This window comes from Ligilactobacillus sp. ESL1201 (genome assembly GCF_058503265.1).
This window is the reverse complement of sequence record NZ_CP196362.1, coordinates 120144-142754: the sequence shown is the minus strand read 5'-3', so window position 1 is coordinate 142754 and position 22611 is coordinate 120144. Positions and strand designations below refer to the sequence as shown.

Genomic DNA, 22611 nt, shown 5'->3' with positions numbered 1-22611 from the left:
GATGATCGGAATCGTACTAGCCGGCGGCAACTCGACCCGTTTTCACCAAGACAAAGCCTTGTATCATAAAAACAGTTCAACGCCCAATAACGTCGCGTTAGCAGTCAACAAATTGCTTTGTTTGTGTCAGCAAGTAGTCGTTAGTGCCAATCCGCAAAATTTCCAATCACTGCAACAACAATTTGCCGCGAAAAAACACGTCTTATTAGTCCTTGACCAACCACCTTTCGTGGCTTTAGGACCATTAGCGGGGATCAACGCCGTTGTCCAGCAATTTAGCCAGCAACAAGACTACTTGATGCTCGCCGTCGACTACCCCAACGTGACATTTAGTTCATTGCAACGGCTGGCCGAACACGTGAATAGTTTTGCGGTGACGCCGCGACACGAACACCCGGCAGTTTGTCATTTCAGAGTTGAGGCGCGCACTGTGACAGAATACTTAAGGTTAGGAAACTTACGCCTGCAAGATTTTATCAAGGACAAATTAGGGTGCGCACCATTTTACTTCGCGAGCGAAAAGGAATTTGAAAATACTAATTATCAAGCTGCGGAGCAAAGCGATTAACAGTCGAGTACTAGCCTAGGCTGGCGATAAGGCGATTGGGACTTGTTGTCAGACGTAGCTAGACACAGACTGTTGCTTTGCGCAGCACAATTAAGATCAAGCTGCGTAAGCTGACGATTAGTCGCCGAGGATCGACCTAGTTAGGCAGCGCCCTTACAAAACTACCAACCAACAGAAAGGAACTCCCTGCATGCTCACAAAAGAAACGATGGCCCCCAAAGATTTTCAACGGTTGCTGGCACTCGCCTTAGAAAGCCTGACTATCAAACAAACGCTACTAGAAAATGAATTTAGCCAGGTCAGTAGCGAGATGCGTTCGTTAGAAAAAGACCATCACCTAGAAAAAATCGATGCCCAACTCCAAGGTACTAAAGAACTACGCCTGCACTACCAAAAATTTGTGGACCTTTCCCTAGATATTCCATTATAGAATATTTTTTTATTTATAATATTTACTTTTGTAATTTAAAGATTTAAAATATTAGAATTAATGTTATTATTAATGGCGAACATATCGATATGCTAAATATTTTTTAACACAATACTCACTTTTTGCTTAGTCTTGTGATAATATTTCAATCTAATTATGGGGGTAAACCCAATGGAGGTAGCAATTAGTTGGCTACGTCAATATCTAAAACTTGCCGCAGACGCCATTTTTATTTTTAATGATGCCGATTTGTTATACTGTAATGACCGGGCTGCTGATCTTTTGACCCAATTAAAACTCGATCCCGACTACCTAGTCCAACTAGTAGACACCAATATTCAAGAACGTTTCTCTCAAAGTGACAGTTGCTTTAATTGTGCCATCAAAGAACAGATGCACGAGATCTCAGTTCCCATTACATTAGGTACTGAATTTGCTCATCCGTTGAAGTTTTTTTTGGTGTTCAACCTCTTGGATCCCACGGAAAAAATTTTCTCACTAACCCTGAAAAGTCGGGATACCATCGAGCGCATGAATGAACTCTCACGCCAAAAGCAGCTGAATCAATACGTTAACCGCGCCCACGAAGAGGAGCGCAAAAAAATTTCACAAAACTTACACGACAGTATTGCCCAAAAACTGTACTCCGCGCTAATGGGATTACGTCGGATCCAAAAAATGGTAACCCCCACCGTCAAACAGACACTCGTTGACATTGAAAACGAGATCAACGCCACTTTAGCAGAAACCAAGGAATTGGCCTTAGATATTAGGCCTTCTGTCCTAGACAACATTGGTTTACCTGCCGCGTTAAACGTGCTGGCTCGAAGGTTACAGTCAACTTCGGGGATTCCGATCACGGTCACCAACCGGGCTGATACTACACACCTGACCCCCGACGTCAAGATCGTTTTGTATCGTATCGCTCAAGAAGCTATCAATAACGCACTGAAACACGCTAATGCCAGTGAGATCAACTTGCTATTAGTCGAACACTGCCATTACGTTACCTTAGAAGTGATCGACGACGGCCAGGGCTTCGACCCACAAAAACAGCATTTTAACGGTAAGTCATTGGGATTAATGAACATGAACGAACGCGTCAAAATGCTGAACGGTTACTTTGAAATCAACTCTCATCAAGACAGTGGTACTACCGTGATCACTAAGTTTCCGGAACAACAAGCACTGGGGGAATAACAATATGTACCGAGTTTTAATTGCCGATGACCACGCGATCGTGCGGTCCGGTTTAGCTTACATCATTGAAAATCTTCCTAACTTTACCGTAGCCGGACAGGCGACTAACGGGACCGAAACTTATTTGCGCGTCGAGCAGGGTGACATTCATATTTTGATCTTAGACCTTAACATGCCGCCGGGAGAAAACGGCCTGATCACAACCAAAAGGATCCACGAAAATTTCCCGCAAGTCCGCATTTTGATCCTGTCCATGCACGAACAACAAGAATACATCAACCAGGCCCTACATAACGGCGCAATGGGCTACGTGTTGAAAAGTTCTCCTGACGAACAGCTAATAGCGGCGGTCAAATCGTTAGCTAACAATCAAGAATACGTCGACTGCAATATCCAATTGTCACAAAAAGACCTCAAAGACACTAAAATGGATGCTAATCTTTGTAGTTACAAAGATCTTTCCAAACGCGAAAAAGAAGTCATCCCGTTAGTGGCAATCGGATATTCCAACAAGGAAATTGCGGCTAAACTTTTCATTTCGACCAAAACCGTAGAAGCTCATAAGGCTAATATCATGCGTAAGTTACACCTCACTTCGCGCCCACAACTGGTGCGTTACGCTGTCCACCACCATTTGATCGATTTTTAATGACAGCGGGAGGAAATATAATGAATAAAAACGTGACACCAACAGAAGAACTACGGGGAATTTTAAGTGATGTTGCCGCCCACAAATTCACTACAGGCCGCCAAATCAATCCAAATTCGCTGTTGTTCATCACCGTTAAACAAGCGCTCGCCAACAACTACCTGCTCAACGCACAACTCACGGAAAAAGGTGCCACACACCTTGCCAGTTTTGACCTGAGTCAGGCCAGTTTAACACCAACAGGCCAGCAAAAACTACAAGAATTACAACAAACAAAGGATGAGTAATTGCATGCCAACTAACGAGCACCCGCAAATTTATACTTCCAGTTTCTACGCCGTGCCCCAAAACGACGAGCAAACTCTGCAAGAAGTGCAAGAAACACTGAGCGCACTGGTTATTAACCACCACAGCCCAGTGCCTTTTTCTTTGCAGGTCATGGCAACGGACAGCGAGATCACACTACTAAGCACTGACTTACTGCCTAAAAACGCCACGGCCGTACTGCAACGGCAACAAGGAAAACAACTAGCACAGCTCACAGAAACGGATACTGCTTTAGTGATTCAGTTTATTTCCCACCAGCAAAAAAATAGTGACCGCTACTTCGTCGTCGGCTCAACACAAGAATTTTTTGCCACTCATGATTTCAGCGCCATTACTCAAACTGTGAAACACTGCTTACAACAAAACGAGCAATTTTTAACTCAAGTAGAACAAGCACTCAGTCAAGAAGCACACCACCAAAAGCAGCAATTACTAACAATGCTGCAACAATTAACGCCGAAACAAGTGCAACAAAAAAGCGGGCGCGCGTTAACAACCGCACAACTCCCGCAATTTGCCACGTACCTGGCACACCTCACAACTTGTGAAAATCTGCTCCTCAGCAGCGCGGCTTTCGTGAAAAATGAAGTACTCCAACAACAAACGCTGGAACAGATCACCACCAATAAGATCAAGCAACGAACTTTCTTTTGGGTCTTAGACAATACTTTTTACCACCTCTTCTTTTATTTCATTACTATTTTACAGTCCGATACCAAAACCCGGCCCTTATTTGAACAGCAAAACGACTGGGTCGAACAAATGCGTCTGCGAGCATTTGAACAATTTAAAAATAGCCTCAGTCAAGATACTTTTGCTAGCGACGCTTATTTCAATACCGTCTTCACGCCCACGGTCGAACAACTACTGGCAAGTAGCAACATAACGATCACAAAGGATTAACAATAACTGGTGTATAGCAGCTTTTATTTGAATTTAACTTCATATTACAATACACTGAATGTAAACCGATTTACTTGGGAGGGGATCGAATGAAAACACTGACAGGATACGTATCACAAAAAGGACAAATCGTGATCCCGGAAACAATTAGGGAAGCTTTAGGCTTAAAGAAGGGAAGCGAAGTTTCTTTTGCAGTTCACAATAATCAAATAACGATCAAAAAAGTACCGACTGCACAGGACTGGTCTAACTTAATTACTAAATTACCAATGGAAGATGTTGAGCTTGACCAAAACGGACACTATGACCCACAAAAATCTCCTGATTTTCACGATTGGATGGTCAACGGATAAATGCAGCCTCTGGAAATTTATCTGGCTAATGTGCCATTCGATGAACAAAACAAGTATAAAAGACGCCCTGCGTTGGTGGTTCAAGTTACGGAAACACGAGTTATAGTTTTCAAAATCACCAGCCAGTACACAAAAAAATCTGCCCAAATAAAAAAATTGTATTACCCAATCAGTGAATGGCAAGCTGCTGGCTTATTAAAAAAATCATACGTTGATACTCACAAAGTATATCGTTTAGCAAAAAATCAAGTATTTGCGCGCCCACCATTAGGAAAATTAACTAAAAAAGATCAATTAGGATTATTCGAATTTATTAGTAGGTCTGGGAATTATTAGAATGAATTTTTTTAAGCTAAGTTTTCTTTCAATATATGCCAAAAACAAGTGCTGATTTTTCGTCATCAGCACTTGTTTTTTAATAACTACTTGTTTGGTGTTTCTTAGCCTGTTTAATTGCGCTCCAGCTGGCAGCCGCCTATCATCCGTGGATCCCCAACGCTACCTTAGCAAAGCGACTCATCTTACTCATGTCCCAGGCCGGTTCCCAAACTAAATCGATATCACAATCATTAACCCCTACTACCGACGTGACAGCCTGCAAAATTTGCCTAGCCAACAAGTCGCCTAACGGACAACCCATCGTCGTTAAGGTCATCGTTACTACGCAGTGACCTTGATCAACGTGCACGTCATAGATCAAGCCGAGATTAACCAAATCGATCCCCAATTCGGGGTCGATCACGTCTTCTAGGGCCGTCATCACTTCATTTTCGATGGGAGAAAATTCCTCCCCCGTATTATCTGTTAACACTTAACGTGCACTCCTTTATTATTTGACGATATGAACACCGCCGCGGACAAAATGCCGCCACAGTGCAAACCAGCAGATCAAGCCGAATAATGCTAAACAAAAAATACCACTGCGATAACTCCCTGTCAGATTATAGACCCAGCCGAGTACTAACGGTGGGAAAAAGCCGCCTAAGCCGCCGACCGCACCAACAAATCCCGTGACAGCGCCCGTGCTTTCACTGGAAACGTATGGCACCATTTTAAAGATGATCCCGTTGCCTAAACCCGCGAAGAGTCCTAATACAATGATCCCGAGGACAAATAACGGCATCGAACGGTAAACGACCATGATAAATAGGGCCAAAACAGTAATGGCAATAAAGATCCACTGGAGCATCGCCAGCGGTCGTTTGTGATCCGCTAATGCCCCACCGATTGGGCGCACAATAGTACATAACGCCGCAAATAGTGCGGAATATAACCCAGCCACTATTGGTGACTGGTCAAAAAGCGTTTCTAAGAAAGTCGGTAATAGGTTAGTGAACGAAACAAACAGTCCGAAAGTTAAGAAATAAAACAAAGACAGGTACCACGTACTGCTTTCTTTAGTAACTTTAAGTGCCGAAGCGATGGTTTTATTTTTATCCACGGGCATTTCCTGGGCAAAAATAGCAAATAACACCGCTAAAATAACCGTGATAGCCATCAACGTGTAATAAACTGCACTAAAACCGTACGACTGTGAGATAGACGGCAACGTCAAGGCCGCAACAGCATTTCCGATGTTACCCATACCGACGATTCCCAATGCTAGTCCCTGTTTTTCGGGCGGAAACCACGCAGATGCATACGAAACTCCGACTGCAAACGAAGTTCCGGCCATCCCGACGAACAATGCAGCGACTAACAACATACCAAAACTATGAACTTTCGTGATCGCAAACAACGGGATCAACGTAAAGGCCATTAAACATAGGTAAACTTTTTTGCCACCATACTTATCGCTTAAAATTCCCATTGGGATCCGTAAGATCGAACCGAACAACACGGGTGTTGCGATCAGTAACGTTCTTTGAACTACGGATAAATGAAACATCGTAGTCAACTGACTAGCTAGTGGTGCCAAGTTAGACCATGACATAAAACAAACGATCATCGCTACCGTAGCGAAAGTCAGTGCAATGTATGCACTTCTTTGCTGCTTTTTTTGCATAATTTTATCCCCCAATTTGACTCATATGACGCCACGTCGGCGCTTGCTCGATGATCCTTTCAGGTTGCGCTAATGCCATTTCATGATTTAACGGCTTATTGTTTAACGCCCGCTGAATCAATTTCCTAAACTGTTTTTGGTCGTCGAGTACGTCTCTAATATAAATTTCTTCGTTCCAATACAAACAAGCTTTAATGTAACCATCCGCCGTGATCCGCAGCCTGTTACACTGCGTGCAAAATCTCTTGCTGATCGGGTGGATCAACCCAAAACTACCCTCAAAACCCGCGATCTGATAATTATCCGCGGGGCCATTTCCCGGCAACACGTAAGGATGATAACTCAAACCATGTTGCTGACAAGTCGCTAATACCTCTTCTAAACTGACATAGCCGCGCTGCCACGTCCGTTTGGCGTTACCGATCGGCATGTATTCAATAAACCGAATGTTAACGTGATGGTCTTTAGTGTAACGTAGAAAATCCCAGATCTCATCGTCATTTTGTCCCTTCATCAACACCGTGTTGATCTTGATGTTGTCAAATCCAGCCTGAGCGGCAGCTTCGATTCCGGCCAACAGCTGCTCTAAATGCCCACCCCGGGTGATCTGGTGGTATTTTTCGGGAACAAAGGTATCTAAGCTAATATTTAACCGATTCAGTCCCGCTTGTTTGAGTGCGACTGCCTTTTTCTTTAAATATAAACCGTTGGTCGTCGCCGCAATGTCTGTGATCCCAGGGATCTGCGCGATGTCGGCGATGATTTCCACAATATCCGTGCGGGCTAACGGTTCGCCGCCCGTGATCCGCACCTTAGAAACTCCTAAGGCAGCAAAATTTCTGACCAACGTGGTAATTTCAGCACGCGTCAACACTTTTTCGGTGGGTAAAAACGGTAACCCTTCCTCGGGCATACAATAAACACAGCGTAAATTACAGCGGTCCGTCACCGAGATCCGCACATAATCGTGTAGCCGGTCGTACTGATCAAATAGTCTTTCCATCTTTAGCCCCCACTGACCGGCGGGATCAAGGCAACTTCGTCAGCAGCACTAACTATGATAGATTCATCGTTGACAAATTTACGGTTGACGGCGATGCTGACTTGCAGTAATTGGTCTGCTAGTGCGGGCCATTGTTTAATTAATAACTGCTTTAATTCTTTGATAGTCAGTGCCGCCGTGCTCTCTAGCGCAAGCTCACTGCCGAATTGTTCTTGTAAATTGGCAAAAAGTTTAACTTTGATCACCATTTCCCCACCTAACCTTGTCCGTATCAAATTCTTTTTTCCAAATCGGTACTTGTTGTTTTAAATTATCGATCAAATACTGACACCATTGAAAAGCTTCCTTGCGGTGCGGAGTAGCTACGCCGATAAACACGGCCTCATCGGTCAGCTGCAATAAACCAACGCGATGGGCAATCACAATGCGCGCACCCTTATCACTGATCGGTAACGCTAAACGCTTTAACTGTTCGAGTGCCATTGGTTGATAAGCACTGTATTCGATCGTTTTAGTTTCGATGGGGCCACTCCACTGTCGGACTGTCCCCACAAAAGTCACGATGCCGCCCACCTGCGGAGCCTTTAATTTAGCGTAAAGAGCGGCGATGTCCAACGGCTCCTTGGAGATCTTGATGTCTAACATGTCTGCCTCCCTTCGTTTTTATCCTAACAACGATAGAATTTGAATAAAATTAGTCATTTCCCTAATAATCCGGTCAGAACAAAAAAGATACACTTAATCTAATAAGCACGGAGGTACTTAGACACGTATGGCTAACAAAACACGACTAAAAATTACGCTAACTTTTAGCTTAATGACGATCTTATTATTACTACTACTGATAATTTCGCTATTGTCCGGACGCTACCACATCCCCGGGACCACGCTACTTACTTTCTTCATTACTCCCAACAGTCACCCGCTTGAACGCCACATTATTTTAGACCTGCGTTTGCCCCGCACCTGTGCGGCTGCCGTCACCGGGTGCGCATTAGGTGTCGCCGGGTTGACCTACCAGAGCATTTTTCAAAATCCGTTGGTTTCCCCTGACTTACTAGGCGTTTCAAACGGTGCGGCGATCGGTGCTTCTTTAGCGATCCTATTAGGACTAGCCACTTACTGGATCCAAATCGCCGCTTTTTTGTGCGGCTTAGCGGCCGTGGGTTTAACGCTAGCGATCCCGCAGCTGATGCACAAGTCCACCAATCTCAACCTCGTCTTGTCCGGCATCGTAGTCAGTGGCTTAATGCAGGCCATCTTGGGTTTGCTTAAATACGTCGCGGACCCTGAATCCCAACTCCAAAGTATCGTTTACTGGCAGTTAGGAAGCTTAGCCAAAGTCACACCTACTAACTTAACCGTCGTACTGCCGCTGATCGGCGTTTCTTTGCTGATGCTGTTATTATTACGCTGGCGTTTGACCTTATTATCGTTAAATCATGCTCAGTCCCAGGGAGTCAACGTTTACTGGGAACGCTTATTGCTTATCATCTGTGCGACCATCCTAACCAGTGCGACCGTTTGTTTGAGTGGCACGATCAGTTGGGTAGGACTGGTGATCCCCCACATCGCCCGCTTACTCGTAGGCGCAAACACCCGTTATTCACTGCCACTCAGCGGCCTGACCGGAGCAATTTTTTTAATCTTTGCGGACACCTTAGCGCGCAGTATCTCCAATGCAGAAATTCCGTTGACCATCATCACCGGTTTTGTCGGTGCCCCGATTTTTATCTACCTATTGATTCGAGGAGCGAAATCCAATGACTGAAATTTTAAGCGTCACAGACCTTAGTTTTCATTACCGCCACTGTCTGGATGTCTTTAGCGCACTTTCTTTTGACCTCCAGGCCGGAGAAATCTTGACCATCCTTGGGCCCAACGGCTGCGGTAAATCGACGTTGATCTCCTGTTTGTTAGGACTTTTACGCCCGCACAGCGGCAACATTTTCGTTTGCGGCCAGGACCTCGCGCACCTAAATTACCAACAACGTGCGCGTCTACTGGCCTACGTCCCACAAAATATCCACAGTGATTCTACGTTAAGCGTCCTAGATTACGTCGTCACCGGGCGCACACCCTACTTAACAAACCTGGCTGCTGTCCCGCATAAAAGCGACTACCAATTGGCCGAACAACAATTAGCCCGCTTAAATTTAACTTTTCTGCGCGAACGAGTACTCAACACCTTGAGTATCGGCCAACTGCAACTGGTCAATATCGCTAAGGCACTAGTCCAGCAGCCCGCTATTTTAGTGATGGATGAACCAACTTCCGCCCTCGACTTTGGCAGGCAGGCCCAAGTCATCAAACTGTTACAACAACTGGCACAAAAAAAGATTGGGATCATTTTCACTACTCATGACCCCAATCACGCCCTTATTATTAACCAAAAAACTGGTTTATTTGATACCGCTGGTCACTTGACCGTCGGACCTACCGCCAGCTTATTGACCGCACACAACCTGCAGGCAACTTACAACTGTCCGGTAAAACTGGTCTCACTAAACCAGCACTTATACTGCATCGCTGCTACTTAACGCTGATTCGTTAAGATCTGTTTAGCTTCTTTGGTACTTAAATGATAGTGATAGTAGCGTTGATAAAATCTCTGCACCTTAGTTGTCATATTTAAGTCCTTAAATTGTTGCGGATGTAGTAATTTAGCCGCCCATAGTACCTGCAAGGCCTCTTCTGTACTGTAACGATCCCACGGAAACGTTCCTTCGGGATTGCCGTAGACTTTACCCTGTTTGACCGCCCGTAAATTCTTCAGGCCCGGCGTCTTTTTTAACTGCGCTAGGGCTTTTTTGCTGGTCGTTTTGCCGACAATGATGACGTCGGGATCTGAATGCAAAATACTTTCAGTTGCAACGGTGATCATATTACCCTTTTGGCGAATCGCATTCTTACCGCCCGCGTTTTTGATCCATTCATCAATGATCGAATGTGTTCCATCTACCTTGTTTAAATTCGTCGAGTCTACGATGTGCAGTACCTTAGGCTTCTTTTTTTGAGCACCAACCCTTTTATGAACTAAGTTGATATTGCCGTTCAGTTCTTTCACGTACTGGCGGCTGATCGCAGGAGCCTTGCCGCCTAACACCTGAGCAGTCAGCTTCACCGAGCGCGTCAGGCCGGAAAAGTCTTGGTACATCGCGTTAACGACGGGCAGACCGGCATTTTTAACTTCGGCGACTTGACTGGGATCAGCAGAGATCACCACGTCCGGTTTTTGTTGCAACAACGTTTCTACTTGCAAGTCCTGTTCCCCACCGAAAGGAGCAGTTACGTTTTTGATCGCGGGGTCGACTTGGTTAAACCAAAAAGAATTTTTGATCATGTCGGTAGTTGCCACCAACTTTTTTTGGCCTCCCAACAACAAAACGACCTGATTATTGGCGTGCCAAAGGTCGGCTACCCGGTCAACGTGTTGGGGCAACTCCACTTTTTGCCCGCTCATATCGGTCACTACCCTAGCGTCAGCCCTAGTGGTACCGCCAACCAAAACGATAGTCACAAAAGCTACCACCGCTATCAATAACTGCCATCTGCTTTTTTTCATAAGTGATCCTCCTCGTATTTTTCCATGATTCTCGTTAATTTTCCTTTTGTATAAGCAAAATCCGTTCCTAAAATCTGTTGCACTGCCGCCCGATCATGTGGTAAATCCAACTGTTGCGCGCCACTGAGCTTGATCTGCGCGTGCTCAGCCGCAAGGACTCGTCGTAATACTTGGGGCTGCACATCTTTTTGCTTACCTGCCAATTGCACGGTAATTTCTTTTCGACGCTTCGTCAGCCCCAGCGCCAGTATTTTTAACTGTGCTTGGCTGTGGGCGCCCGCGACGTTTAAGTTCAACGTGGTATTTTCCGTTCCCTGATTTAACGAAGCTACCTGCCAATTTAAACTAGCATTTTGCTGCAACCCGACTTGTTCTATCATTTTGACTTGGCTGTTTTCAGCTAAAGTATTAATAGTAGTAAAATCGACTTGACTGTTCGACTTAGCCACTAATTCGACGACTTGGTCAAAACTCGTAGCTTTTTGCGTACCTGGATTTCCCACGATCTCTTGTTCAACGTTCAAACTGCTGCCGCGCTCCACCACTATTAACGTATGAAAATTGACGGGCAATTCCCCGCTACACTTGATATTGAGTCGCACCGACTGTGCAACTTGCACGTTACGCGGCACGTATAAAAATAGGCCCGCGTTAAAAAAGGCGCTATGAAAAGCCGATGCCGGCGCATTTTTCATCAGGTAACGCGTCACTAAGTTTGGGTGTTCGCGCAGCGCCGTAAAAATGTCGGCCAGAATCACGCCTTGATCGTACAACTCGTCGGGCAAGTTGACCGCTATTGTGAGGTCGTCGACTTGCAAGCTACCGACTGGCGCCGTTAGCGTAACGTCAATTCGGCTGGGGCGCTGCTTGGTAAAAACTAGCTGCGCGTTAGCCGGTAACTGGTCAGACGTAGTTAGTAGTTGAGTTAGTGCTTGTTGGCGCTGTTCTACTAGCCAGTGTGGTTCTGCGTGTCTATTTGCTCGTGTTATTAAATCTTGAATTAAGTCTGTTTTCTTCATTTAAAAACCCCTTTAACTTGATCATGTTCAGTATAAACGCTAGTTCGTAGTAAAAATATTAGGATTTTTACTAAACTGCACTCTAACTCCTAGTCAAAGTGTGGTAACCTTGGCAGTAGGAATTAAAATTTAGCACTGCTTACTTAAAAATTGAGTTAAAGAAGGTCGTTACCATCAATATCAACATTGATAAATTCATCCGTACTCGTAAAAAGCTCGGACTCTCGCAAGCCGAGCTATGTCGCGGGATTTGTACCCAAGCAACTATCAGTAAATTTGAACATTCCGGCAAGATCCCAGCGATCCGCGTCCTGACCAAACTTTGCACACGCCTAGACTTGAGTTTAGACGAAGTTTTTCCGACTAATGTTACCGCTAGGTCTGAAACCGACAAACTCTTAGATCAAGCCGAATTTAAAATCATCACTAGTGAGTACCAAGAAGCTCAAAAAGACCTCACGCAACTCGATTTTTCCCAACTAGAACGGAAACAAAAGATGCAATTTTGTTTTATTCAAGGCTACACCTTAACTTTAAGTCACGATGCCACCGAAGACCCGCTTTATTACTTTAATTTAATACTGAGTGAACTGGACAATAAACACCAAACGATCTTCTCTTTGCTCGCCTATACTGGCAACGGGATCGTTTATCATCAGCGTAGTGAACACGACAAGGCCGAGTATTTTTTCCAAAAAGTACTCTCCCAGTTACAACAAGTGACGCTCAGTGACAATAAAAGTATCTGGCGCGTCCTTAACATGGTCTTTCACACCGCCGATTACTTCGGCGAGATCGGCGATTATTCCGTCAGCAATTCGCTGTTAGATTACGGTTACGATGTCTGTGCCCAAAATCACCTAACCTATTACATCGCTAAAATTTTGTACCGGCGGGCACTAAATGAACTGCAGCTACACGGCAATCCACAAGATATTTTAATTTTGCTCAACGATTCGATGGCCTTTTCACGCCTCAACGGTAACCAGATCTTACTGGATCAGGCACAAGAATTAGCACAAAAACTGGTAGCACAACAAGTGGACACAACTACCGATGATTAACGGTTTCATTTAAAATTTAATTTCAGTGATGAACAACAAATGAATAAATTTACTTGACTTTTTAATTTTGCCAGTCAAAATTAGGATGGTAACTGATAAGGAGGGTTTCACTATTAAATCGCACAAAATTGGCCTGACCTCACTTACCTTACTGTCCCTAGGATCGATCGTCGGGTCCGGGTGGCTGTTTGGTGCCGGTCAAGGGGCGCATTTAGCCGGACCGGCCGCTATTTTTTCGTGGATCATCGGGGCTGTCATTATGGGGATCACCGCTATTATCTACACCGAAATGGGTACGATGTTTCCCCAAAGCGGTGGTATGAGCCGTTTTGCCCAGTACACTCACGGCTCGTTGCTCGGTTTTATTGCGGCATGGGCTAATTGGGTCTCATTAGAAACTATCATTCCGATCGAAGCCGTAGCTGCCGTCCAGTACCTCAGTTCGTGGCCCTGGAAGTGGGCCGCGCCATTGCACCACCTGATGGGCAACCAAAAGATCACGTGGCAGGGATTGTTAGTTGTTTATTTTTTTATCACTATTTTTACTCTGATCAACTATTTTTCGGTCAATTTCATGACTAAGTTTTCCAACACGATCACCTGGTTTAAAATCATCATTCCGACTTTGACCCTGATCTTGCTGCTGTGTTCTGGCTTTGATGCCCGCAACTTTACCTTGACTACCGCTAACTGGCTACCTCACGGGACCGCAGCGATTTTCACGGCAACTACCAGCGCGGGGATCATTTTTTCTTACGATGCCTTTCAAACCGTGATCAACATGGGCAGTGAGATCGAAAACCCGCAAAAAAACATGAGCCGTGCTATTATTTTGTCACTGACGATCAGTGCCATTCTATACACGGTATTACAATTTACCTTTATCGGTAGCATGCCGCACCATTTGGTAGCCGCCAGCGGTTGGCAAGGGATCAACTTCAATTCTCCTTTCGCCGACCTTGCTATCCTGTTAGGCTTGCAGTGGCTGTCTATCATCTTGTACATCGATGCTTTCGTTTCACCGTTTGGCACGGGTGTAGCCTTCGTCGCTACCACTAGCCGCACGCTGTCGTCGATGGCGTACAACCGTCACCTCCCAGCCTTTTTAACACAACTGGATGATAAATACCATACGCCCCATAAAGCGATGATAACCAGCACGATCGTCAGCATTATTCTAGTCACGATCTTTCCTAACTGGGGGCAGTTAGCCAGTGTGATCGCGACTTCGACTCTGATCGCCTACCTGACAGGACCAACATCAACGGTAGCGTTACGCAGGTTGGCGCCGCAAATGAAACGCCCGATCACGCTCAAACACCTTAACTGGTGGGCACCGCTAACCTTTGTTTTGTTGAGCCTTGCCATTTACTGGGGACAATTTCCAACTACCTGGCAGGTAATGCTGGTGATCCTAGCCGGAATGCCGCTTTACGCTTATTACGAATGGAAAAATCACAGTGGTCAGTTCAAAGCCGCACTCAAGGGAAGCTGCTGGCTGATTTGTTACCTATTAATAATGGCCGTGATGTCGGCGATCGGCTCTAAGCAATTTGGGGGAGCAAATTTGATCCGCTACCCGTTTGACTTTATCGTGATCGCAGTGATCGGGTTAGTCTTTTACTACTGGGGAGTCGCCAGCGCATATAACGGCGACGATCTGACCGCAGCGTGGCAGATCAACCGCCAAGTTACGGACAAGTAACTTGCAATAACTGTGCTAATCCAGGGTAAAATTGTTATAATAGATTGGTTAGACACTTTGATAGCAATTTTTTAGATAGGAGTTTTTACTTTGGGTTCACAAAAAACTAATACCGGACTCGTCACGTTAGCACTTTTCATCGCTACTTTCTTAAGTGCGGTGGAAGGGACGATCGTCTCGACCGCAATGCCTACAATTGTCGGTGAATTAAAAGGGATCGCGCTGATGAACTGGGTCTTTTCGATTTTTTTACTAACTAATACTCTGGCCACTCCGATCTACGGCAAACTAGTCGATCAAATCGGCCGTAAACCCGTCTTTATCGTGGGATTGCTGATCTTTTTAGGCGGATCGATGTTAAGCGGCTTGTCGGCTAACATGCCGATCCTGATTTTTTGGCGCGCCGTCCAAGGGATCGGTGCCGGCGCTATTTTACCGATCTCTAACACGATCATCGCCGACATTTATCCGCCGGACAAACGCGCACAGATCATGGGGATCAACAACTCTGCGTGGGGCATCGCCTCGGTGATCGCACCGTTGTTGGGCGGACTGATCGTCGACCACTTTAGTTGGCGCTGGGTCTTTTTCATCAACGTGCCGATCGGGATCATCTCAATTACGCTGATCTTTTTCTTTTTAAAAGAAGAAAAGCACGAACGCCACGGCAAGATCGACTTTCAGGGCATCATTTGGTTGTCACTGACTCTCGCCTGCATTTTATTTGCCGTCGAATTACTGAGCGCCACTAAAATTCAGCTCTTAGCGCTAGCAATCATTGTCATCGTCGCTGTGATCAGCTTGTCATTATTTATCCGGCGAGAAAAACACGCTCCCGACCCGTTGATGCTACTCGATCTATTTAAAAACCGGACTTTTGTCATTCAAAACCTTGGCACCGCCATGGTCGCCATCTTTTTAATGGCCTTTGACGTTTATATCCCGTCGTGGACTCAAGGATTACTAGGACTGCCGGCTTCAATCGCTGGTTTTGCGGTCACGCCCAGCTCCGTAATGTGGATCTTCGGTTCATTTGTAGCCGGAATTTTACTGAGCAAGATCCCGCCGCAATGGATCCTCGCTTTAAGTACTTCGATTTTGATCATCGCCGGTGGCGTTATCGCATTTTTGCCCACCAACACGCCATTTTACGTTTTCCTGATCGTCTCGGCCTTTTTGGGTACTGGCTTTGGGATCACCATGACTAGCGGAACGATCATCTCTCAAAGTACCGTTAAGCCGGAAAACGTCGGGATGGCAACGTCTTTTAACACGCTAGCCCGCTCGCTTCCACAAAGTATCGGGATCTCATTTTTCGGGACGGTGATGAACCGCTCACTGATGGCGGGGATCGCTGACCACCGCGAAGCTCACTTGACGATGGATATGTTCAACAAAATGATCAACCCGCAAACGATCGACCAGCTACCGACTAAACTGATCCCGTTGATGCGCCACATTTATCACAATGGCTTACACAACATCTTCTTGATCGCGGTCGGCTGTATTTTGTTTGCCTTTCTCGTTAATTTGACTAAGCAAAAACCTCTAACTAATACCAAGCAAAATTAAGGAGTCTGCAATGAAAAAACTATGGCAAAAGCTACTGTGTGTGCTGGTATTTGCCAGTGCACTGTTGGCGGGCGGCGGAGGCGGACAACAGGTCAATGCGTTAGCGATCGCACACCCGCACTACCATCACGTAGCTAAGCTCCACATGTTACACCAGTTACACAAGCACATTAACCAGCCGACTAAGCCACAAGCACCGCAACAAAGCAGTAATGTTGCGGCTAACGTTAACAGTTTGGCGGCTAAAAATTACCAACCGAGCAAATCCCCCGTCTTGGTATTAAATAACGATCAACCTAATAACCTGCCCGCCTTCGATCGCAATGCAGGCCATATCTCCTTTAGTTCCTTAGATAAATTGAACCGGGTAGGTAGCGCGACAGCTTACTTAACTAAGGACAATTTAGGCAAGTCGGCTGGCAGAGACGCCCAGACTTTCAAGCCCACGGGCTGGCATAATCAGCCTAAAAGAATCCGCGGCCAACGAATTTACCCGCAAAATCGGGGACACCTGATCGCCTACACGCTGAGTTTTAACATCAACAATAACGGTCAGGCACAAACTGGTGCGAGTGGTAGTGAAAATAACCCGCAAAACCTCTTCACCCAGTCCGCGTACAGCAATCAAAAATTGATGCAAGAAACCGAAGACATGGTGCGCACTTCACTGGAAAATGGTCACCGTGTCCTCTACCAGGTAACGCCGGTTTTTCGCAATAACGAACTGATGGCTCGCGGAGTGTGGGTACAAGCGAAAGCAGACGATAATTCGATGCACTTTAATCGTTACATCTATAACGTCCAACCCAACCTCGCATTCAATTACGCAACGGGCGCCAGCAAGATCGACAATAGCATGCGCGTGCCTAATTGAGAAAAGGCGTGAATCAAACTGGCTAGCAGTCAAGTGCTAGTCTAGTTTTGTAGTTTATGCAAACACGAAAAAAGGTACCTGAGACAAAACATTTTGTCCTAGGTACCTTTTTTTATATGGTTAAAATCTGAATCGCGCTACGCAGCTGGTAGCAGCTTACGTTTTAACCCATAGCTTGTCTAATTACGCTGTGTAGACCAGCAGTCTAGGCCCTCGAACAATAAATCCAAATTCAGGATTTGCGTTCGATGCCGCTTAGTCTGCGACTGCTAACCGACTTGTTTCGCAGCTTATTTTTTAATTGCGCTCAACAAATCAGCAACCTAGATCCTAAGGACAACGACTGCTAAGCGTCTTTACTTCCCAGCTAGGTTAATCCTCAGCGATTAACCGCCAGCTTCCGTAGCTTGATCTTAATTGCGCTCCAAGCGGCAACAGTCTGTGTCTAGCTACGGTCAACAACAAGTCCTAAACCGACTTATTGCTGACCTAGGCTAGTCCTCGACTGCTAAGCGTCGCTTTTCGCAGCTTATTTTAAATCCTCTATCGAATTAATATTCTTCATGTACTTCGGTACCGCCAAACCAACCCGTGCACCCTTCAGGTTCGTGCGCACTAGATCAAACTTACCCCGGTATTTTTTAGCAAACACCGCGTGTGTCGCCGGTAATTCCGCCGTCACCGAAGCATCCGCCTTATCGGACACGATCGCCTGCCACATGATCTCCACGTCTAGCTGTTGGATCGTCGGGTCATAACCCTTCTTTTCTAGCAACTGCTTAACGACGTTGTTGACCGCGATTTCGTAATCATACGGCATGTAAACCAACTTGATCTTTTTACCGTGTCCCGCCGGCACGTTTTGCAAGAGCTGTTGTACTTGTTGCGGGTGCGTTTTGATAAATTTACGAGCCGCCTGCTGTGGCGAAGTCCCGTTATGAATGCTCATCATCACCGGCTGAGCTTCCTTTAGCGTCCAGTGAAAATTCTGCAAGAACTGGTAGGCTCCCGGGTTATCTTTTTTCAGACCCGGACGCGCGATCGTTGCTTCGTGTTCATTTTTGCCAAAAACATTCTTCGGATCCTTGAGCCATTTTAACGAATACTCGGAAAACATCCAGTGAGGTTGGTAAGCAGTCACGACGATCGGCTCATGATACTTCAGCGCTTTTTTTAGCGTACTGGTCATCGCCGCCGTTGAACTAGGCATCAACTGCCACTTATCTTGCTTCAAACCGTAAACTGTCAAAACCTTATTAGCCTTATCCATTTCGCCGGACGAAGCGTCGATACCGGTGATCGTATAGTTGAGCTGCTTACCTAGCGGCTCGTGTGCGTTATACGCCTGAGGCTGTACCCCACACCCGCTTAAAAAGACACTCAAACCTAAAACTGCCATGCAACTCAAGATCAAGGTCAGTCTGCGTTTCACAAATACCGCCCCCTTAAGCATGATTTTCCTTGTTGAAGGCCTGTGTGATCCGGTCCAAAATAATAGCGACGATCACGACCGACAAACCGGCGGTAAAACCAGAGCCCGCATCATTACGACCAACGGCAAAGTAAACCTGAGTCCCCAGACCCAAAGCACCGATCATCGAAGCAATTACGACCATCGACAAGGCTAACATCATCGTTTGGTTGATCCCTGCCATGATCGTTGATTTAGCCAGTGGTAATTGCAGTTTGACCAATTTTTGCCAGCTGGTCGAACCAAACGAATCCGCCGCTTCGATCAAATCAACGGGTACTTGGCTGATCCCTAAATTAGTCATACGCACTGTCGGCGGCATCGCAAAGATCACCGAAGCTAACACCCCGGGGACCATGCCGATCCCAAACAATGCAACTGCGGGGATCAGGTAAACAAAGGCCGGCAACGTCTGCATAAAATCTAGCAGCGGTTTGATCACTAACGCCGCTTTCTTGCTCTTAGCCATTAAAATTCCCAACGGCACGCCAATAATAATTGCGATCAAACTCGAAGAGATCACTAACGTCAGCGTTTGCGTCATGTCACGCCAGTAACCCAAGTTCCAGATCAGCAATAACCCCAGCAATTCAAAGGACATAAAGCCCCATTTTTTATCATTACGTTTTAGCCAGTAGGTAAACGCTAAAATCAAAATAATAAAAAGCCACGCAGGTAACAGGTCAAACACCCACTGAAAAGCGTTGATGATCGCCTGGAAAAAAGCAGTGATACTATTAAAAAAGCCCGTAAACTGGCTTAACCAATCGACCCCGCGATTGACCCAGTCGGCTAATGGAATTTGTCCCATTATTCAGTCACCTCTTCTCCAGAAATAGCGGCCAGTACCGAACCACGTAAAATGATCCCTAATAAATGATTATCGTCATCTAACACACAAAACGGGATCGGTGTTTTAGAGATCTCGTTGATCAGATCGGTAATCGGCACGTCGGGCTTGGTAGTCGGCACGTCCGTTTTTAAAATCGACTTCAAGTTACGTTTCCCGTGAGCGATCAAACGGGCCACGTCGTGCGCATCGGCAAAACCAACGAAACGATTTTCGTTATCGACCACGTAAATCGAAGAAATATCATTGTCACGCATCCGGCGCAAGGCCACTCGCGGCCCGGCTTTCGTAATGTTGACCACGTGTGCCTTCGTCATTACGGTGCTAGTAGTTAAGACTTTCGTCCGGTCCACTCCTTCGATAAAGTGGGTCACGTAATCGTTAGCCGGGTGCGTTAGGATCTCCTCGGGTTCGCCAATCTGTTCGACATTACCATTTCTCATGATCAAGATCCGGTCACCTAATTTCAGCGCCTCATTTAAGTCATGGCCGATAAAGATGATCGTTTTATGCATTTTTTCTTGGATATCTAATAACAGATCCTGCATTCCCTTACGATAAAGCGGATCCAACGCAGAAAATGCCTCGTCCATCAGTAAAATTTCCGCATCGTTAGCCAGCGCCCGGGCCAAACCGACCCGCTGTTGCATCCCGCCGGAAAGCTGGCTAGGGTACTGGTTGTCGTAACCTTCTAATCCAACTAACTTGAGAGCTTCTTTGGCTTTTTGTTCTCGTTTTTCAACGGCCACTTTTTTCAACTCCAGCCCGTAAGCCGCGTTTTGTAACACCGTTTTGTGGGGAAACAGGGCAAAATTTTGAAACACCATCCCAATTTTTTGCTGCCGTAACTCCCGTAGTTGTTCTTTGTCCATGGTCGTCACGTTTTGCCCGTCGATCTCAACGGTCCCGCTAGTCGGGTCGATCAAGCGGTTGATCATGCGGATGATCGTCGACTTACCACTGCCGGAAAGCCCCATGATCACGAATAATTCACCGTCTTTAACGTCAAAATTAGCGCGATTCACCCCGACAGTACAGCCCGTCTGTGCTAAAATTTCTTCCTTGGATTTGCCTTCCTTTAGTAATTGTTTAGCTTGGGGAATTTGTTTGCCAAAAATCTTAGTTAAGTCTTTAACTTGCACTTTAATTTTTGCGTCCATTACTATATTCCCTCCATTTCTGTGAAATATATACACGACCATTATTTCAAAAAAATACGATATTAGTCAAGAAAAGCGAGTTAAAGCGCTATCATCAACCGTTCAATTTTAACTTTATCAGCCCCGTCATTACGCTATTGAGCGGCGAAATAACGCTGCGCCCACCGTAAAACGCGTTGCTGGTATTGGTGTGGCTTTTGGTGATATGACTCAGCGTGAGTCGCTTTCTTGACTAGCCAGATTTTTTTAGGCCCGTGAGTATTGTGATAGTTGATACGAGCATTTTTAGTAGGAACAAACCGGTCCTGTGTGCCGTGAATGATAAATAACGGCACCTTGTTATGCCGCAAAGTTTGCGCGGTATCTGCGGCGTACAGATCGTAGTGGGCAAAAAGCCGCACGTAAAGAGCCGCCGTCGGTAATAACGGAAAGCTCGGGAGGCCAAACAGCGACTGCATTTGGTGGGTCAATTCTCCTTTGATCGTCGCGTAGCCACAGTCAGCGACCGCAAATTTGACTTGGTGTGGCACTTGTAGGCCCAGATAATACATCACAGTCGAAGCACCCATGCTGACGCCAAATAAGCCCAGCTTAGTACGCGTACCATTTTTGCGTAAAATCTGGGTGACCCATCCCTGAATGTCAATTCGATCCGGCCAGCCAAAACCTAAATACTGTCCCTGACTGCGCCCAGCCGCGCGGTCGTCTGGCGCCAACACGTTGTAGCCAGCTTGGTGAAACATCTTAATATACGGTCCCATCGTTAAACTATTATCACCATAGCCATGAGCCACTAAAATCGTTTGCTTCGTTTTAGTTACCGCCGGATAATAACGAGCCGTAAGCCGTAAATGGTCCTTAGTGGTCTGGTGCCACTCTTGTTGAGGCGCATTTTTAGCCCAACGCTCGGCGGTCGTCAGTGTTGGTGCTTGATTACGAGCGCTAAAACCATTTTTACTAAAACCATACTTAAACAAGTAGTAAGCGCCACCAAAATCGGCTAGCAAAACAATGGCAACTATTACCACCACCAAAATTTTGATGACACTTTGCCACTTCTTTTTTGCTCGTTTCATCAACCAACCTCTGCCAGCAATTCTTGCGGGGTAGAGATCAACGCAATCACACCAGCTCGCTGTAGTTCTTCTCGACTACCATAGCCGTATAAAACACCGATCGTTGGGATCTGGTTAGCTTTTGCACCGAGCACGTCCGTATCGCGGTCCCCGACCATCACCGTTTCTTGTGCAGCCAACTGATCGTGAGCTAACGCCTGCGCGATCACGTCTTTTTTAGCCATTTTTTCACTAAAATCCGCGCCGTAGATCCCCTGAAACTGGCCCGTTAGCTTCAAGTAGTCAATAATTTTACGCGCGTGCTCTTCTGGCTTAGCCGTCGTGACGTACAATTTCTTGCCAGCCTGATTTAATTTAACCAACGTTTCTGTCAACTGCGGGTAAACATTCATCTCCTGCCAGCCGGTTTGTCCGTAATAATCCTGAAATGCCGTGATCATCTTGTGTGCCAAATCGCTAGTACCGTCGATCTGGCTGTACTTTTCCAGACTTTCTATCATCGGCGGCCCGATAAATTTTTGCAGCGTCGCCGTCGAGGGCACGGGTAACCCCGCTTGTTGGTACGCGTATTTCAACGAATGCATGATGCCCGGCCCGCTTTCAATGATTGTTCCGTCTAAATCAAAAAAGATATTTTGTACCATATTTTCCTCCATCGGGTGCGCTGTAATTGAGTCACTTTAATACCATATTAATACTAATCCAAGTGGCAAGCAATGTGAAAGAAAAGACAGATAGATAAAATGATCCTTACTTAACCGTCCATGAATACAAAAATATCCGCAGCGAAATTCAGTATTTGCAAGGAGAGAAAACA

General features: G+C 45.9%; 26 protein-coding genes. 14 read left to right on the top strand and 12 right to left on the bottom strand.

The window, feature by feature from the left end; genetic code table 11:
* Position 1 precedes the first annotated feature (1 nt).
* The 8 genes from ACSYSK_RS00760 to ACSYSK_RS00725 all read left to right on the top strand — a co-directional run bounded on the left by ACSYSK_RS00760 (position 2) and on the right by ACSYSK_RS00725 (position 4766).
* Complete coding sequence (locus ACSYSK_RS00760) at positions 2-568, top strand: molybdenum cofactor guanylyltransferase (RefSeq protein ID WP_491715061.1); 567 nt, start codon at positions 2-4, stop codon at positions 566-568.
* 190 nt (positions 569-758) lie between these two features.
* Positions 759-998, top strand: coding sequence for a hypothetical protein (locus ACSYSK_RS00755; RefSeq protein WP_491715060.1), 240 nt, complete (start codon positions 759-761; stop codon positions 996-998).
* Between the two features lie 171 nt (positions 999-1169).
* The gene (locus ACSYSK_RS00750; protein WP_491715059.1) at positions 1170-2198 is read left to right on the top strand and encodes a sensor histidine kinase; all 1029 of its coding nucleotides are present in this window, start codon (positions 1170-1172) and stop codon (positions 2196-2198) included.
* A gap of 4 nt (positions 2199-2202) precedes the next feature.
* On the top strand, positions 2203-2847 hold the full coding sequence (locus tag ACSYSK_RS00745; protein WP_491715058.1) for a response regulator: 645 nt from the start codon (positions 2203-2205) through the stop codon (positions 2845-2847).
* Between the two features lie 20 nt (positions 2848-2867).
* Complete coding sequence (locus ACSYSK_RS00740) at positions 2868-3134, top strand: hypothetical protein (protein ID WP_491715057.1); 267 nt, start codon at positions 2868-2870, stop codon at positions 3132-3134.
* 4 nt (positions 3135-3138) lie between these two features.
* A complete protein-coding gene (locus ACSYSK_RS00735) occupies positions 3139-4077 on the top strand; it encodes a hypothetical protein (protein WP_491715056.1) in 939 nt (312 codons plus the stop codon).
* Between the two features lie 89 nt (positions 4078-4166).
* A complete protein-coding gene (locus ACSYSK_RS00730) occupies positions 4167-4430 on the top strand; it encodes an AbrB/MazE/SpoVT family DNA-binding domain-containing protein (RefSeq protein ID WP_491715055.1) in 264 nt (87 codons plus the stop codon).
* Positions 4431-4766 carry a type II toxin-antitoxin system PemK/MazF family toxin gene (locus tag ACSYSK_RS00725; RefSeq protein WP_491715054.1) on the top strand — a complete coding sequence of 112 codons (336 nt, stop codon included), beginning with the start codon at positions 4431-4433 and terminating at the stop codon, positions 4764-4766.
* 142 nt (positions 4767-4908) lie between these two features.
* Here ACSYSK_RS00725 and ACSYSK_RS00720 read toward each other — a convergent pair whose 3' ends face one another.
* The 5 genes from ACSYSK_RS00720 to ACSYSK_RS00700 form a co-directional block, all read right to left on the bottom strand.
* The gene (locus tag ACSYSK_RS00720) at positions 4909-5190 is read right to left on the bottom strand and encodes a metal-sulfur cluster assembly factor (protein ID WP_491715828.1); all 282 of its coding nucleotides are present in this window, start codon (positions 5188-5190) and stop codon (positions 4909-4911) included.
* 69 nt (positions 5191-5259) lie between these two features.
* Positions 5260-6435, bottom strand: a complete 1176-nt coding sequence (locus ACSYSK_RS00715; protein WP_491715053.1) for a nitrate/nitrite transporter — start codon at positions 6433-6435, stop codon at positions 5260-5262.
* Positions 6436-6439: 4 nt separating this feature from the next.
* Positions 6440-7438 (bottom strand): GTP 3',8-cyclase MoaA, encoded by a 999-nt coding sequence (gene moaA, locus ACSYSK_RS00710; RefSeq protein ID WP_491715052.1) that lies wholly within the window; start codon positions 7436-7438, stop codon positions 6440-6442.
* A gap of 2 nt (positions 7439-7440) precedes the next feature.
* Entirely contained in the window at positions 7441-7686 is a 246-nt protein-coding gene (locus ACSYSK_RS00705) for a MoaD/ThiS family protein (protein WP_491715051.1), read from the bottom strand.
* Positions 7670-8083: a molybdenum cofactor biosynthesis protein MoaE gene (locus ACSYSK_RS00700; protein WP_491715050.1), complete on the bottom strand. Its 414-nt coding sequence runs from the start codon at positions 8081-8083 to the stop codon at positions 7670-7672. The genes ACSYSK_RS00705 and ACSYSK_RS00700 overlap by 17 nt, the downstream gene beginning before the upstream one ends.
* Positions 8084-8210: 127 nt before the next feature.
* On the opposite strand from ACSYSK_RS00700, the gene ACSYSK_RS00695 reads away from it, so the two are divergent.
* Both ACSYSK_RS00695 and ACSYSK_RS00690 read left to right on the top strand, forming a co-directional pair.
* On the top strand, positions 8211-9209 hold the full coding sequence (locus ACSYSK_RS00695; protein ID WP_491715049.1) for a FecCD family ABC transporter permease: 999 nt from the start codon (positions 8211-8213) through the stop codon (positions 9207-9209).
* Positions 9202-9978, top strand: coding sequence for an ABC transporter ATP-binding protein (locus tag ACSYSK_RS00690; protein ID WP_491715048.1), 777 nt, complete (start codon positions 9202-9204; stop codon positions 9976-9978). The genes ACSYSK_RS00695 and ACSYSK_RS00690 overlap by 8 nt, the downstream gene beginning before the upstream one ends.
* Here ACSYSK_RS00690 and ACSYSK_RS00685 read toward each other — a convergent pair.
* Entirely contained in the window at positions 9975-11003 is a 1029-nt protein-coding gene (locus ACSYSK_RS00685) for an ABC transporter substrate-binding protein (RefSeq protein ID WP_491715047.1), read from the bottom strand. The genes ACSYSK_RS00690 and ACSYSK_RS00685 overlap by 4 nt on opposite strands.
* Positions 11000-12022 carry a SufD family Fe-S cluster assembly protein gene (locus ACSYSK_RS00680; protein WP_491715046.1) on the bottom strand — a complete coding sequence of 341 codons (1023 nt, stop codon included), beginning with the start codon at positions 12020-12022 and terminating at the stop codon, positions 11000-11002. Before ACSYSK_RS00680 ends, ACSYSK_RS00685 begins: the two co-directional genes overlap by 4 nt.
* Before the next feature lie 149 nt (positions 12023-12171).
* Between ACSYSK_RS00680 and ACSYSK_RS00675 the strand changes: the two genes are divergently transcribed.
* From ACSYSK_RS00675 to ACSYSK_RS00660, 4 genes are all read left to right on the top strand, one after another.
* Positions 12172-13086, top strand: coding sequence for a helix-turn-helix domain-containing protein (locus ACSYSK_RS00675; RefSeq protein WP_491715827.1), 915 nt, complete (start codon positions 12172-12174; stop codon positions 13084-13086).
* A gap of 85 nt (positions 13087-13171) precedes the next feature.
* A complete protein-coding gene (locus tag ACSYSK_RS00670; RefSeq protein WP_491715045.1) occupies positions 13172-14791 on the top strand; it encodes an APC family permease in 1620 nt (539 codons plus the stop codon).
* Between the two features lie 90 nt (positions 14792-14881).
* Entirely contained in the window at positions 14882-16363 is a 1482-nt protein-coding gene (locus ACSYSK_RS00665) for an MDR family MFS transporter (protein WP_491715044.1), read from the top strand.
* A gap of 10 nt (positions 16364-16373) precedes the next feature.
* The gene (locus ACSYSK_RS00660) at positions 16374-17237 is read left to right on the top strand and encodes a DNA/RNA non-specific endonuclease (protein WP_491715043.1); all 864 of its coding nucleotides are present in this window, start codon (positions 16374-16376) and stop codon (positions 17235-17237) included.
* Between the two features lie 529 nt (positions 17238-17766).
* On the opposite strand, the gene ACSYSK_RS00655 is transcribed toward ACSYSK_RS00660, so the two are convergent.
* The 5 genes from ACSYSK_RS00655 to ACSYSK_RS00635 form a co-directional block, all read right to left on the bottom strand.
* Positions 17767-18669 carry a glycine betaine ABC transporter substrate-binding protein gene (locus tag ACSYSK_RS00655; protein WP_491715042.1) on the bottom strand — a complete coding sequence of 301 codons (903 nt, stop codon included), beginning with the start codon at positions 18667-18669 and terminating at the stop codon, positions 17767-17769.
* A gap of 13 nt (positions 18670-18682) precedes the next feature.
* The gene (locus ACSYSK_RS00650) at positions 18683-19519 is read right to left on the bottom strand and encodes an ABC transporter permease (RefSeq protein ID WP_491715041.1); all 837 of its coding nucleotides are present in this window, start codon (positions 19517-19519) and stop codon (positions 18683-18685) included.
* Positions 19519-20718, bottom strand: coding sequence for a quaternary amine ABC transporter ATP-binding protein (locus tag ACSYSK_RS00645; RefSeq protein WP_491715040.1), 1200 nt, complete (start codon positions 20716-20718; stop codon positions 19519-19521). The genes ACSYSK_RS00650 and ACSYSK_RS00645 overlap by 1 nt, the downstream gene beginning before the upstream one ends.
* Positions 20719-20852: 134 nt before the next feature.
* Positions 20853-21794 carry an alpha/beta hydrolase gene (locus tag ACSYSK_RS00640; RefSeq protein WP_491715039.1) on the bottom strand — a complete coding sequence of 314 codons (942 nt, stop codon included), beginning with the start codon at positions 21792-21794 and terminating at the stop codon, positions 20853-20855.
* Complete coding sequence (locus ACSYSK_RS00635; protein WP_491715038.1) at positions 21794-22438, bottom strand: HAD hydrolase-like protein; 645 nt, start codon at positions 22436-22438, stop codon at positions 21794-21796. Before ACSYSK_RS00635 ends, ACSYSK_RS00640 begins: the two co-directional genes overlap by 1 nt.
* Between the last annotated feature and the right edge of the window lie 173 nt (positions 22439-22611).